Annotated in this window: 13 protein-coding genes; 4 read left to right on the forward strand and 9 right to left on the reverse strand. The window is 69.8% G+C overall.

What is annotated here, in order from left to right; all coding sequences use genetic code 11:
* Positions 1–745, forward strand: a 745-nt coding sequence (locus tag Q0112_RS17500; RefSeq protein ID WP_297977293.1) for a DUF2793 domain-containing protein, incomplete at its 5' end; no start/stop codon positions are given.
* Positions 746–820: 75 nt separating this feature from the next.
* Positions 821–1,639 carry a serine O-acetyltransferase gene (cysE, locus tag Q0112_RS17505; protein WP_297977309.1) on the forward strand — a complete coding sequence of 273 codons (819 nt, stop codon included), beginning with the start codon at positions 821–823 and terminating at the stop codon, positions 1,637–1,639.
* Between the two features lie 41 nt (positions 1,640–1,680).
* Here cysE and Q0112_RS17510 read toward each other — a convergent pair whose 3' ends face one another.
* The 7 genes from Q0112_RS17510 to tkt all read right to left on the reverse strand — a co-directional run bounded on the left by Q0112_RS17510 (position 1,681) and on the right by tkt (position 10,163).
* Entirely contained in the window at positions 1,681–3,000 is a 1,320-nt protein-coding gene (locus Q0112_RS17510; protein ID WP_297977294.1) for a pyruvate dehydrogenase complex dihydrolipoamide acetyltransferase, read from the reverse strand.
* Positions 3,001–3,012: 12 nt separating this feature from the next.
* Entirely contained in the window at positions 3,013–4,380 is a 1,368-nt protein-coding gene (locus tag Q0112_RS17515; protein WP_297977295.1) for a pyruvate dehydrogenase complex E1 component subunit beta, read from the reverse strand.
* Positions 4,381–4,394: 14 nt separating this feature from the next.
* Positions 4,395–5,396: a pyruvate dehydrogenase (acetyl-transferring) E1 component subunit alpha gene (gene pdhA / locus Q0112_RS17520; RefSeq protein ID WP_297977296.1), complete on the reverse strand. Its 1,002-nt coding sequence runs from the start codon at positions 5,394–5,396 to the stop codon at positions 4,395–4,397.
* A gap of 114 nt (positions 5,397–5,510) precedes the next feature.
* Positions 5,511–5,816, reverse strand: a complete 306-nt coding sequence (locus tag Q0112_RS17525; RefSeq protein WP_297977297.1) for a septum formation initiator family protein — start codon at positions 5,814–5,816, stop codon at positions 5,511–5,513.
* Between the two features lie 149 nt (positions 5,817–5,965).
* Positions 5,966–6,895: a class I fructose-bisphosphate aldolase gene (locus tag Q0112_RS17530; RefSeq protein ID WP_297977298.1), complete on the reverse strand. Its 930-nt coding sequence runs from the start codon at positions 6,893–6,895 to the stop codon at positions 5,966–5,968.
* Between the two features lie 26 nt (positions 6,896–6,921).
* On the reverse strand, positions 6,922–8,115 hold the full coding sequence (pgk, locus tag Q0112_RS17535; RefSeq protein ID WP_297977300.1) for a phosphoglycerate kinase: 1,194 nt from the start codon (positions 8,113–8,115) through the stop codon (positions 6,922–6,924).
* Between the two features lie 29 nt (positions 8,116–8,144).
* Positions 8,145–10,163 carry a transketolase gene (gene tkt, locus Q0112_RS17540; RefSeq protein WP_297977302.1) on the reverse strand — a complete coding sequence of 673 codons (2,019 nt, stop codon included), beginning with the start codon at positions 10,161–10,163 and terminating at the stop codon, positions 8,145–8,147.
* Between the two features lie 184 nt (positions 10,164–10,347).
* On the opposite strand from tkt, the gene Q0112_RS17545 reads away from it, so the two are divergent.
* Together Q0112_RS17545 and zapA are read left to right on the forward strand one after the other, a co-directional pair.
* On the forward strand, positions 10,348–10,602 hold the full coding sequence (locus Q0112_RS17545; RefSeq protein ID WP_297977303.1) for a hypothetical protein: 255 nt from the start codon (positions 10,348–10,350) through the stop codon (positions 10,600–10,602).
* 2 nt (positions 10,603–10,604) lie between these two features.
* The gene (zapA, locus tag Q0112_RS17550) at positions 10,605–11,039 is read left to right on the forward strand and encodes a cell division protein ZapA (RefSeq protein ID WP_297977304.1); all 435 of its coding nucleotides are present in this window, start codon (positions 10,605–10,607) and stop codon (positions 11,037–11,039) included.
* A gap of 24 nt (positions 11,040–11,063) precedes the next feature.
* Here zapA and Q0112_RS17555 read toward each other — a convergent pair whose 3' ends face one another.
* Positions 11,064–12,830, reverse strand: a complete 1,767-nt coding sequence (locus Q0112_RS17555; RefSeq protein ID WP_297977305.1) for an ABC transporter ATP-binding protein/permease — start codon at positions 12,828–12,830, stop codon at positions 11,064–11,066.
* Between the two features lie 176 nt (positions 12,831–13,006).
* Entirely contained in the window at positions 13,007–13,177 is a 171-nt protein-coding gene (locus tag Q0112_RS17560) for an alkyl sulfatase C-terminal domain-containing protein (protein WP_297977307.1), read from the reverse strand.
* Positions 13,178–13,252 lie beyond the last annotated feature (75 nt).

Consider the following 13,252-nt stretch of genomic DNA (forward strand, 5'->3'; position numbering starts at 1 on the left):
CCGGGGCCGTTTGAGAGGGTTGAATTCGATGGCTAGGACAGCCCAGCTGGGTCTTCCGCTTGTCGCTCCGGCACAGGCGCAGAAGCATGTGACGGTCAACGAGGCGCTGGCTCGACTGGACGCCGCGGCTCAGCTTCGGGTGGTTTCGTCGGTCCTGCCGGTGCCGCCGGCGAATGCCGTCGACGGACAGAGCTACCTGGTGCCGGCGGGCGCGACGGGAGAGTGGGCCGGGCTTGCAGGCCGGATTGCGGTCCGGAGCAACGGTGGCTGGAGCTATCTCGTACCCAAGATCGGGTGGCGGGCCTGGGACGAAGGCCTGTCGGGGCCGCGGGTCTTCGACGGAGCCGGCTGGGTCAGCGACGCCGTCGCTGTCGCGCCGCAGGGTTCGGCGCTGCGGTGGCGGGTCATCGAGTTCGATCATGCAGTGACGCCGGGGCCCAGCAACACGACCTCGGTCGTGATACCGAGCCATGCGCAGCTGACAGGCGTGACCGGGCGGGTGGTGACAGCACTCGCCGGGCCAGGCCTGACCGGCTGGAAGATCGGGGTGGCGGGTGCGGCCGATCGGTACGGGGCCGGGTTGGGAATCGGACTCAATTCCTACCTTGTCGGGCTGAGTGGAACGCCCGTCACCTACTACGCGGCGACGCCGCTGCTCCTGACGGCGGAGGGCGGGAGCTTCGATGCTGGCACAATCCGGCTTGCCCTGCACGTGCTTCAGCTCGAGCCGCCGCGCCCGGTCTAAGCGTCGCGCCCTTGATTTTTTCCGGGTTACGCACGAGTTTCCGCCGTGAAGACTCGGGCAAGCGAAGGAAGCCGGATGGCACGGACTCAAGCAAGCGTCGCCGCGGTCGATCCGGTCTGGACGACGATTCGCTCGGAGGCCGAACAGGTCGTGCTGGACGAGCCGCTGATGGCCAGCCTGGTGCATGCCGGCATTCTTCACCACAGCAGCCTCGAGCGCGCCCTCAGCTACCGCATCGCCCAGAAGCTGGCATCGCCGGAAATGAGCGAGCTCATTCTGCGCGAGCTCGCCGACGAGGCCTATCAGGGCGACCGGCAGCTCGGTGTCTCGGCGCGCGTCGACATCCTGGCCGTCTTCGAGCGCGATCCGGCCTGCCATCGCTACATTCAGCCGCTTCTGTTCTTCAAGGGCTTTCAGGCGCTGCAATGCTACCGCATCGGCCACTGGCTGTGGACGCAGGGGCGCAAGGACATGGCCTACTTCATCCAGATGCGGACCTCGGAGGTATTCGGCGTCGACATCCACCCCGGTGCCCGGGTCGGCAACGGGATCATGATCGATCATGCCCATTCGATCGTGATCGGCGAGACGGCGGTGGTCGGCAACAACGTGTCGATGCTGCACTCGGTCACCCTGGGCGGCACCGGCAAGGAGGACGGCGACCGGCATCCGAAGATCGGCGACGGCGTGCTGATCGGGGCGGGAGCGGCCGTGCTGGGGAATATCCGCGTCGGCGGGTGCAGTCGCATAGCCGCCGGGTCGGTCGTCCTGCAGGACGTGCCGCCCTGCAAGACGGTTGCCGGCGTGCCGGCCCGGGTGGTCGGAGAGGCCGGCTGCGCCGAGCCCTCGAAGACGATGGACCATCGCATCGCCGAGACGGACGTCGTCAGCTGAGCGCTAGAAAGCGCGGGGCATGCGCCCCGCGTTTTTCCGTATCAGGCGAGCATTCCCAGCGGGTGCTCGAGGTTCTCCTTGACCGCAGCCAGGAAGCTGGCGCCGAGGGCGCCGTCGATGACCCGGTGGTCGACCGAGAGCGTGACCGACATCATTGTCGCCACCTCGATCTCGCCCGCCGGGCCGACGATCGGCCGGGTCACGCCGGCGCCCACCGCGAGGATGGAGGCGTGCGGCGGATTGATGACGGCGTCGAAGTTCTCCACCCCCATCATCCCCAGGTTGGAGATCGCGAAGCTGCCCCCCTGATACTCGTGGGGCGCCAGCTTGCGGTTGCGCGCCCGTGCCGCGAGATCCTTCATCTCGGCGGACAAGGCCGACAGGGACTTCTGGTCCGCATCGCGCAGCACCGGCGTGAAGAGACCGCCCTCGATGGCTACGGCCACGGCGACGTCGGAGGCCTTCATCTTCAGGACGCGGTCGCCGGCCCAGACCGCATTGCAGTCCGGCACCTGCTGCAGCGCGAGCGCGCAGGCCTTGATGATGAAGTCGTTGACCGAGAGCTTCACGCCGCGCGCTTCGAGCTCCTTGTTGAGCTGCGACCGGAAGGCCATCAGCGCATCGAGCCGGATGTCGCGCCGCAGGTAGAAATGCGGGATCGTCTGCTTCGCCTCGGAGAGGCGGGCGGCGATCGTCTTGCGCATGCCGTCGAGCTTGACCTCCTCGAAGACCCGGTCGGCATAGAGCTTCTTCACCGCCTCCGCGTCCGGCGCGGCCGCGGCGGGCGCTGCCGCCTGCGGAGCCGCCGCCTTGGCCGCGGCCGGCTGAGCCGGTGCCGCACCAGGCCGGGCGGACTCGACGTCTGCCTTCACGATGCGGCCGTTCGGGCCGGTGCCGGCGATCGACGCGAGATCGATCCCCTTCTCGGCGGCGATGCGGCGCGCGAGCGGTGACGCGAAGACCCGGCCGCCCCCTGCGGCGGCCGGCGCGGCCGGCGCGGGTGCCGGAGCCGCCGGCGCCGCACCGGCGGGTGCCGTCGGCGCCGGGGTGGCAGATGCCTCCGGCTTCGAGGCGCTCGCTGCCGCTGCGGGGGCGCTGTCGATCGCGTCGGCGCTCTCGCCTTCCTCGAGAAGGACGGCGATCAGGTCGTTGACCTTCACGCCCTCGGTGCCTTCGGGGACGACGATCTTCCCGACCACGCCCTCGTCGACCGCCTCGAACTCCATGGTCGCCTTGTCGGTCTCGATTTCGGCGATCACCGTCCCCGACGAGACCGTGTCACCCTCCTTGACCAGCCACCGGGCCAGCGTGCCCTCCTCCATGGTGGGGGAAAGCGCGGGCATCAGGATGTTGATGGGCATTTGCGCGCTCCCTCAGCGGTAGGTGACGGCCTTGCAGGCCGCGATCACTTCGGCGGTGGTCACCAGCGCCAGCTTCTCCAGGTTCGCGGCATAGGGCATCGGCACGTCCTTGCCCGTGCAGTTGAGCACCGGTGCATCGAGATAGTCGAAAGCCTTCTCCATCAGCACCGAGCTCAGATAGCTGCCGATCGAGCACACCGGGAAACCCTCCTCGACCGTGACGCAGCGGTTGGTCTTCCTGACCGACGCGATCACCGTCTCGGTGTCCATCGGGCGAAGCGACCGGAGGTCGATCACCTCTGCCGAGATTCCTTCCTTCGCCAGCTCGTCGGCCGCCTGCAGCGCGTAGGTCATGCCGATCCCGAAGCTCACGATGGTGAGGTCGCTGCCCTCTCGGGCGATGCGCGCCTTGCCGATCGGCACGGTGAAGTCGTCGAGCTCAGGCACATCGAAGCTGCGCCCGTAGAGGATCTCGTTCTCCAGCACGATCACCGGGTTGCGGTCGCGGATCGCCGACTTGAGCAGCCCCTTGGCGTCGGCCGCGGTATAGGGCTGCACCACTTTCAGCCCCGGCACCTGCGCATAGGTCGCCGCGAAGTCGTGGCTGTGCTGGGCGGCGACGCGCGCGGCGGCGCCGTTCGGGCCGCGGAAGACCATCGGGCTGCCCATCTGCCCGCCGGACATGTAGAGCGTCTTGGCCGCCGAGTTGATGATGTGGTCGATGGCCTGCAGCGCGAAGTTGAAGGTCATGAACTCGACGATCGGTTTCAGCCCGGCGAAGGCCGCGCCCACCGCCAGCCCGGCGAAGCCGTGCTCGGTTATCGGCGTGTCGATCACCCGCCGCGCGCCGAACTCCTCCAAGAGGCCCTGGCTGATCTTGTAGGCGCCCTGATATTCGGCGACCTCCTCGCCCATCAGGAAGACGTCGCCGTCGCGGCGCATCTCCTCGGCCATCGCGTCCCGCAGCGCCTCGCGGACCGTCTGGCTGCGGAACTTGGTCCCCTCCGGGACCTCCGGCGCGGCTTTCGGCGCCGCCGCCTCGGCCGGCGCGGTCGGCGCCGGCGCCGCCTTCGCCTCCGCGGCCGGCTTCTCCGCCGCCGGCGCCGCCGGGGCGGCAGCCGCGGCCGAGGCGTCCTCGCCCTCCTCGAGCAGGACGGCGATCGGCGTGTTCACCTTCACGCCCTCGGTCCCCTCGTCGATCAGGATCTTGCCGACCGTCCCCTCGTCGACGGCCTCGAACTCCATCGTGGCCTTGTCGGTCTCTATCTCGGCGATGATCTGGCCGGAGGTGACGCTGTCGCCCTCCTTCACCAGCCACTTGGCGAGCGTTCCCTCCTCCATCGTGGGCGAGAGGGCGGGCATCAGGATCTGCGTTGCCATGGTCTCGTCCCCCCTCAGGCGTATACGTCGGTCCAGAGCTCGGCGGCGTCCGGCTCGGGGCTGTCCTGCGCGTACTGCGCCGCCTCGTTGATGATCGCCTTGATCTCCTTGTCGATCGCCTTGAGATCGTCCTCGGTGGCGAGCTTGTCCTGCACCAGCAGATCGCGGACATGGTCGATCGGATCACGCTCCTCGCGCATCTTCTGCACCTCCTCGCGCGTCCGGTACTTCGCCGGGTCGGACATCGAGTGCCCGCGGTAGCGATAGGTGTTCATCTCCAGGATGTACGGCCCCTTGCCGGTGCGGCAGTGCTCGGTGGCCTTGAGGCCGGCGGCGCGGACCGCCATCACGTCCATCCCGTCCACCGCCTCGCCGGGGATGCCGAAGGCGGCGCCGCGGGTGTAGAGCGCCGGGGTCGATGAGGCGCGCTTCAGCGAGGTGCCCATCGCATACTGGTTGTTCTCGATCACGAAGATCACCGGCAGCTTCCAGAGGCTCGCCATGTTGAAGGTCTCGTAGACCTGGCCCTGGTTCGCCGCCCCGTCGCCGAAATAGGTGAAGGCGACGTTGTCGTTGCCGCGGTACTGGTTGGCGAAGGCGAGCCCCGCGCCGATCGGCACGTTGGCGCCGACGATGCCGTGGCCGCCGTAGAACTCCTTCTCCTTCGAGAACATGTGCATCGAGCCGCCCTTGCCCTTGGAGTAGCCTCCCGAGCGGCCGGTCAGCTCGGCCATCACCCCCTTGGGGTCCATCCCGCAGGCGAGCATGTGGCCGTGGTCGCGATAGGTGGTGACCCGCTGGTCGCCGTCCTTGGTGGTCGATTCCAGCCCGACCACCACCGCCTCCTGGCCGATGTAGAGATGGCAGAAGCCCCCGATCAGCCCCATGCCGTAGAGCTGGCCCGCCTTCTCCTCGAAGCGGCGGATGAGAAGCATCTCGCGATAGAAGTGCAGCAGATCGTCCTTGGACGCTGCATTGGATGCGTTCGCCTTCGCGGATCGGCGCGTTGCGACCATCGACGTTCCCCCGAGACAGAAATAAGTTGGTTTAGCCTTGAACCATCTCATTATAGCCGGGTTTGCGGCGGGCGAAAGCCCCGAAATCGTTCGCGGAGCGCACGCGCGGCTGACTCAGGGAATGATGATCTCGTCCGGCCGGCCGAGGCCGAGGACCTTCCGCGCCTGCTCGTCGAGCAGGTCGAGGTCGAGCCGCTCCGTCGAGAGCCGCTCGGCCTTGTTGGAAATCCTGGCCCGCTCCGCCTGGAGCGCCGCCAGCTCCCCCGCGAGCCGCGTCTCCTGCGCCTCGATGCGGAAGAGGCTGAGCAGGCCATGCTCGCCCTGCAGCGCCGCGAAGCTGAGATACCCCATCAGCGCCACGACGACGATGACGAAGACCGCGCCGAACATGCCGCGCCGCGGCTCGGGATCGTGATACATCTGAGCCTGTTATGCTCGTTTCCTGCCTCGGCGCGAGCATGCCAGATCACCGGGCCGAAGGGAATGCCCGATCGCCCGACCCTTGCGGGAAACTGATCGCCGCGGTCGAGCCGCCCGCCGCCCTGCCGGCGAGGGGGGCGGGCAGCCGGTCAGTCGCGGCCCTTGTAGATCTCGACGAGCTTGCCGAGCATCGCCAGCGCGTCCTCGCGCGAGCGCTGGAAGGTGTTCCGCCCGATGATCGAGCCGTTGCCGCCGCCGTCGCGGATCGCGCGCGCGTCGTCGTAGACCGCATCCTGGCCCTTGGCCGCGCCGCCGGAGAAGACCACGATCCGCCGCCCGTTGAAGGCCGCCTGCATGCAGTGCCGCACCCGCGCCGCCTGAGTCGCCACGTCGACCTTCTGCTTCTCGTAGACCTTCTTCGCCTCGCCCTGCTCGAGATGGTCGGAGGAGAGCTTGATCTTGATGATATGCGCCCCGAGCAGCGCCGCGATCTGCGCCGCATAGGCGCCGATGTCGATCGCCGTCTCCCCCTCCTTCGACAGATCCTCGCCGCGCGGATAGGACCAGATGACCGTCGGCAGCCCCTTGGCCGCCGCCTCCTCGCGCAGCTCCGAGATCTCCTCGAACATGTCGAGCCCGTGCTGCGAGCCGGGATAGACAGTGAAGCCGACCGCGGCGCAGCCGAGGCGCAGCGCGTCGTCCACCGAGCCGGTGATCGCCTGGTCGTAGCCCGCCACCTTCGGCACCAGCGAGTTCGACGAGTTGAGCTTCAGGATCGTCGGGATCTGCCCGGCGAAGGTATCTGCGCCCGCCTCCAGCATCCCGAGCGGTGCGGCATAGGCGTTCAGCCCGGCGTCGATCGCCAGCTGATAGTGATAGTGCGGGTCGTAGGCCGGCGGGTTCGGCGCGAAGCTCCGCGCCGGCCCGTGCTCGAAGCCCTGGTCCACCGGCAGGATGACCATCTTCCCCGTGCCGCCGAGCCGGCCCTCCATCAGCATCCGGCAGAGGTTGCCCTTCACGCCGGGATTGTCCGACTCGTAATTGCTCAGGATCTTCTGGACGGTACGGCTGGCTTTCATCGTGTTCCTCGTTAACTGACTGTTTCTCAGGAGTCTTCCAGGGCGGCGACGCCGGGCAGCGTCTTTCCCTCGAGCCATTCGAGGAAGGCGCCGCCCGCGGTCGAGACGTAGCTGAAGGCCTCCGCCGAGCCGCTGGCGTTGAGCGCGGCCACCGTGTCGCCGCCGCCGGCGACCGAGAGCAGCTTGCCCGCCCGCGTCAGGCTCGCCGCCTGGCGCGCCGCCGCGTCGGTCGCCGCGTTGAACGGCGGGATCTCGAAGGCGCCGAGCGGCCCGTTCCAGACCAGCGTCCGCGCATCGGCGAAGGCCGCCGCGATCGCGGCGATCGCCGCCGGCCCGGCGTCGAGGATCATCGCGTCGGGCGGGCAGGCATTCGCCGGCACCACCTCGCTCGCCGCCCCGGCCCTGAACTCGCGCGCCACCACCACGTCGGTCGGCAGGAGGATCGTGCATCCCGCCGCCTCGGCCTTCTCCATGATCTCCCGCGCCGTCCCGAGAAGGTCGTGCTCGCAGAGCGACTTGCCGACGTCGATCCCCTGCGCGGCGAGGAAGGTGTTCGCCATCCCCCCGCCGATCACCAGCGTGTCGACCCGGCCGACGAGGTTCCCGAGCAGCTCGAGCTTGGTCGAGACCTTCGCCCCGCCCACCACCGCCACCACCGGCCGCTCCGGCCGCCCCAGCGCCTTCTCGAGCGCGCCCAGCTCCGCCTGCATCAGCCGCCCGGCGCAGGAGGGCAGCAGCCGCGCGATCCCCTCGGTCGAGGCGTGCGCCCGGTGCGCCGCCGAGAAGGCGTCGTTGCAGTAGACGTCCCCGAGCGCCGCCAGACCTTGCGCGAACTCCGGGTCGTTCGCCTCCTCGCCCTTGTGGAAGCGCGTGTTCTCGAGCAGCAGCACGCCCCCCGCCGGCAGCGCGCTGACCGCGGCGGCCGCCACTGGCCCCACGCAATCCGGGGCGAAGGCCACCGGCTGGCCGAGCGCCGCCTCGAGCGCCGGCAGCACCACCTTCAGGCTCATCTCCGGCACCACCTTGCCCTTCGGCCGGGCGAAATGCGCCAGCAGCACCGGCTTGCCGCCCTTGGCGAGGATGTCCTTCACCGTCGTCACGATGCGCTCGATCCGCGTCGCGTCGGAGACCTTGCCGTCCTCCACCGGCACGTTGATGTCCACGCGGGTCAGCACGACCTTGCCCGCGAGATCCATGTCGTCGAGCGTCTTCCAGCCCACGCGCCGCCCTCCCAATCGTCAGCCGGGCCTCAGAGCAGCCCCTCGGCCTTCTCCGCCACCGCCTGCGCGGTGATCCCGAAGTGCGGATAGAGATCCTCGATCTTCCCCGAGGCGCCGAAGCCCTCCATCCCGACGAACCCGGCCTTCCTCTCCGCCCCGCGCTCGCCGATCAGCCAGCGGTCCCAGCCGAAGCGCACCGCCGCCTCGACGCCCACGCGCACCGGCCCGGCCGGCAGCACGCTGCGGCGGTACTTCTCGTCCTGCGCCGCGAAGAGCTCCTCGCAGGGCATCGACACCACCCGCGTCCCGATCCCCTTCCGCTGCAGGATCTCGCGCGCATCCATCGCGATCTCGACCTCGGACCCGGTCGCGATCAGGATCGCCCGCCGCCGCCCCTCGGCCTCCGCCAGCACGTAGGCGCCCCGCGCCGTCAGGTTCTGCCGCGTGTGCTTCGTCCGGAGCGTCCGCAGGTTCTGCCGCGTCAGCGCCAGCACCGAGGGCGTCCGCAGGCTCCCGAGCGCCAGCTCCCAGGCCTCCGCCGTCTCGATCGTGTCGGCCGGGCGGAAGACGTTGAGGTTCGGCGTCGCGCGCAGCATCGCCAGATGCTCGACCGGCTGGTGCGTCGGCCCGTCCTCGCCGAGCCCGATCGAATCGTGCGTGAAGACGTAGACGACCCGCACCCCCATCAGCGCCGACAGCCGCACCGCCCCGCGCGCATAGTCGGCGAAGCAGAGGAAGGTCCCCCCGTAGGGCACCGATCCGCCGTGCAGCGCGATCCCGTTCATCGCCGCCGCCATCCCGTGCTCGCGGATGCCGTAGTGGATGTAGCGCCCGGCCCGGTTCTCCGGGTCGAACACCCCGAGCCCCTTGGTCAGCGTGTTGTTCGAGCCGGTCAGGTCCGCCGAGCCGCCGAGCGTCTCCGGCATCGCCGCGTTCACCACCTCGAGCACCATCTCCGACGACTTCCGCGTCGCCACCTTCGGCGCCGCCTCGCTCGTCGCCTTGCGGAAGGCCGCAAGCGCGGGCCCGAGCTTCCTCGGCAGCTCGCCGGCGAAGACCCGTTCGAACTCGGCCTGCTTCGCGCCCGAGAGCTTGCCGAAGGCCTCCTTCCAGGCCGCCCGCGCCTCGGCCCCGCGCGCGCCGATCTTCCGCCAGGCCCGCAGCACCTCCTCGGGCACCTCGAACGGCGGCCAGGGCCAGCCGTAGATCTCGCGGATCTTCGCGATCTCCTCGTCGCCGAGCGGCGAGCCGTGCGCGGCCTTGCTGTCCTGCTTGGTCGGCGCCCCGAAGCCGATGTGCGTGTGGCAGTCGATCAGCGCCGGCCATTCCGACGCCTTCGCCTCCACGATCGCCCGCTCGATGTCGTCCGGATCGTGCCCGTCGCACTCATGCACCGACCAGCCGGCAGCCTTGAACCGCTCCTTCTGGTCGGTCACGTCGCTGAGGATCACCTTGCCGTCGATCGAGATGCCGTTGTCGTCCCAGAAGACGATGAGCCTGTCGAGCTTCTGCTTGCCGGCGAGCCCGATCGCCTCGTGGCTGATCCCCTCCATCAGGCAGCCGTCGCCGGCGATGACCCAGGTATGGTGGTTCACCACCTTCCGCCCGAAGCGCGCCGCCAGCGACTGCTCGGCGATCGCCATCCCCACCGCCGTCGCCAGCCCCTGCCCGAGCGGCCCGGTCGTCGTCTCGATCCCCTCGGCATGGCCGTACTCGGGATGCCCGGCCGTGCGCGAGCCGAGCTGGCGGAAGTTCTTCAGCTCCTCGAGCGTCATCTGCTCGTAGCCGGTCAGGTAGAGCAGCGAATAGAGCAGCATCGACCCGTGCCCGGCCGAAAGCACGAAACGGTCGCGGTCCGGCCAGTGCGGCGCCTTGGCGTCGAACTTCAGGTGCCGCTCGAAGAGCACGGTGGCGACGTCCGCCATCCCCATCGGCATCCCCGGATGCCCGGAGTTCGCCCGCTGCACCGCGTCCATCGACAGCATCCGGATCGCCGCCGCCTTCATCCAGTGGTCGGGGTGGGCCTGGCGGAGCTCGGAGATATTCACCGGAACGGCCTTTCCTGGCTGCGGGACCTGCCTGAGCCGCAGGCACCGGGGGTGGCGAACTGTTACCAGCCAGCGCAGGGTGGTCAAGCGGATCCGGGGACTCCCGTCGAAGGCGCCCTCGCTGGCAATTGCATTGTGCCGAGCGGCTGCCTAAAACGGGCAACCACGACCTGAAAGCGCAGAGATGAGTCAGATCACAGACCTCGAAGCCAAGCTCGCGGAGGCCTTCGACCGGCTCCGGAACGCTCTCGCCGCCAAGGCCGCGGCCGCGCGGCCGCAACCGGGCGAACAGGCGCTCAGGGAGCGCATCGCCGCGCTCGAGGGCGAGAAGGCCGAGCTCGCCGACGAGCTCGAGCGGCTGCGCGTCAAGCGCGACAAGGACGTCGCCGCGCTCGACGACCTGATCGCCCAGCTCAAGCCGCTCATCGAGGAGGTCTGACCATGCCCGAGCTCATCCTCGAGATCGGCGGCCGCGTCTACGAGGTCGCCTGCGAGACCGGCCAGGAGGCCTCGCTCGAGCGCGCCGGCGCCCTGCTCGACGCCGAGGCCGCCCGCATCGGCGAGGTGGGCCTGCAGACCGAGAAGCGCATGCTGCTCCTCGCCGGCCTCATGCTCGCCGACAGCATGACCGAGCTGCAGAACCAGCTCCGCGCCGCCGAGGAGCGCATCCGCCACGCCGAGGAACGCGCCCGCATCGCCGAGGCGAAGTCCGCCATGCTCGCCGCCAACGCCCTCAAGCTCGAGACCGAGGCCTCGCACAAGACCTCCCCCGCCGAGGTCGCCGCGCTGCGCGAGGAGAACGACGCCGCGGCCTATCTCCTCTCCCGCATCGTCGAGGAGATGAACGCCCTCGCCGAGACCGCCGAGCGCGGCTGAGCCGAGCGGCCCGAACCCCCCGGCTCAGCCACCGGCCACCTTCCGCTCGGCCGCCTCCGCGGGCGGCTCCGCCTTCTCCAGCGGCGTCGCCACGAGCTTCACCACCTTGCCGTAGAAGCCGGCCGGCTCCCGGCGCTGCGAGATGTTGACCACCGCCGTCCCGGCGAGCTCGTCGCGCAGGATCGCGAGCAGCATCTCGCGGTTGGCCTCCTCCACCGGATCGAGCCCCTCGTCGCAGATCAGCCACTTCGGCCGGGCGAGGAGCAGCTGCGCATAGGAGAGCCGCTCCTGCTCGCCCAGCCCGAGGTCGCGGTCCCAGCGCGCCACATGGTCGAGCGCCCCCGTGAGGCTGTCGAGGCCGACCCGCCGCAGCGCGGCGACGAGTGCCGGGTCACCGTCGGTGGCGCCCTCCGCCGTCAGCACCCCGCGCAGCGAATCCGCGGGCAGGAACGGACGCTGCGTCAGATAGGCGACATCGGCGTCCGGCGGCACGCTGATCCGCCCCGACCCGGCGCTCCAGAGCCCGGCGATGGCGAGGAAGAAGCTCGTCCGCCCCGAGCCGGGATTGCCGAGGATCAGCGCCCGCTCGCCCGGCGCCACCTCGAGATCGCGCGGCACGAGGCTGGTGCAGCCGTGCCGCGTCTCGACCCGCACCGCCTCCAGCCGGAAGCGGCCCGCCGGATCCTCGCGCCGCTCGATGAGGCCCGCCTGCGCCTCCACCTCGTCGAGCTGGAGCAGCGCCTGGCGGAAGTTCATCACCCGGAGCAGCGCCGCCCGCCAGTCGGCGAGCGAGGCGGTATTGTCGACGAACCAGCGCAGCGACTGCTGCACCTGGTTGAAGGCGCCGACCACCATCATCAGCTCGCCGAACGAGAGCCGCCCGGCGAAATAGCCCGGCGCCGCCACGATGATCGGAAAGACCAGCGCCACCCAGCCGTAGCCCGCCGTCACCCAGGTCAGCCGCGCCCGGGCGGAGGCGATCTGCCGCAGCAGGCCGACCAGCGTGGCGAGGCTCGCCTCCAGCCCGCGCACGATGTCGCCCTCGCTGTTGCTGAGCGCGATCCCCTCGGCGCGTTCGGACCCCTGCACCAGCGCGAAGCGGAACTCCGCCTCGCGCGCGTAGCGGTCGGTGTTGAGCCGGACCAGCGGCCGCCCGACCCGCCAGGAGACCAGCGAGCCGGTCCCGGCATAGAGCAGCGCCGCCCAGACCATGTAGCCCGGGATCACCAGGTCGCGCCCGGCGACCGGCAGCACCACGCCCTCGGACAGCAGCCAGAGCACGCCGATGAAGCTCGCGAGCAGCACCGAGGCCTGCACCAGCCCGACCCCGAGATCGGTGGTGAGCTCGGTCAGCGTCTGCGTGTCGGCCTGGATGCGCTGGTCGGGGTTCACCCCGATCTCGCCCGCCCGCCCGATCCGCGCCGCCCGCTTGCGCGTCATCCAGTTGCCGATCAGGTCCGTCGTGGCCAGCTCGCGCAGCCGCACCCGGATCAGCTGGTTGAAGCCGGTCTGCGCCACGTTGAGCACCAGCAGCACCCCGGCGATCATGAAGAAGACCCCGAGCTGGCGCAGGAACTCGTCGAGGTCCCGCCGCTCGATCGCGTCGTAGAAGGGCCGGTTCCAGGCGTTGAGCTGCACCTGCATCACCGCGGTGGCGATGATGACGAGCAGCAGCGCGCCGGCCAGCAGATAGAGCCGCGCCCGGCCCGGCGTCCGGTTCACCGCCTTGATTAGCACGCGCAGCTGGTGCCGCACGCTCTCGTCGTAGGGAGCGATCGGGGCCGTCGGCATGGGTCCATCTCCCGTCGGATGCGCCTCGACGCAATCTGGCACGCCGCGCCCGCGGATCCAGACCCCCGTTTCGCGCCGGCGTCAGCACGCCGCCGCCGCTCCGCGGATGCCGAAGGGGGTCACGCCGCCTTTCCGGGCGGCATGACCCCGCGGATGCCCCGATGGCCGGCCCGCGGTTACGGCGTCACGATGTTGAACCAGAACGGGAAGGTGTCGAGGTAGGAAACAACCTCGGTCAGCTTCGCCTGGTCGCCGGTCAGCTGCACGTCGCCGCCGCTGACGGCCTCGTCGAGTGTCGTCTCCCGCAGGATGATGCCGACCGGAAATGCGTCCCGATGGCCGGCCAAGGCCGCGCATCGGTGACAGCGTCTATACAATGTCAATACGGCAAATTCGCCCCAGTAAAATCAACGACTTGCCGG

This window comes from uncultured Amaricoccus sp. (assembly GCF_937858865.1).
GTDB lineage: Bacteria > Pseudomonadota > Alphaproteobacteria > Rhodobacterales > Rhodobacteraceae > Amaricoccus.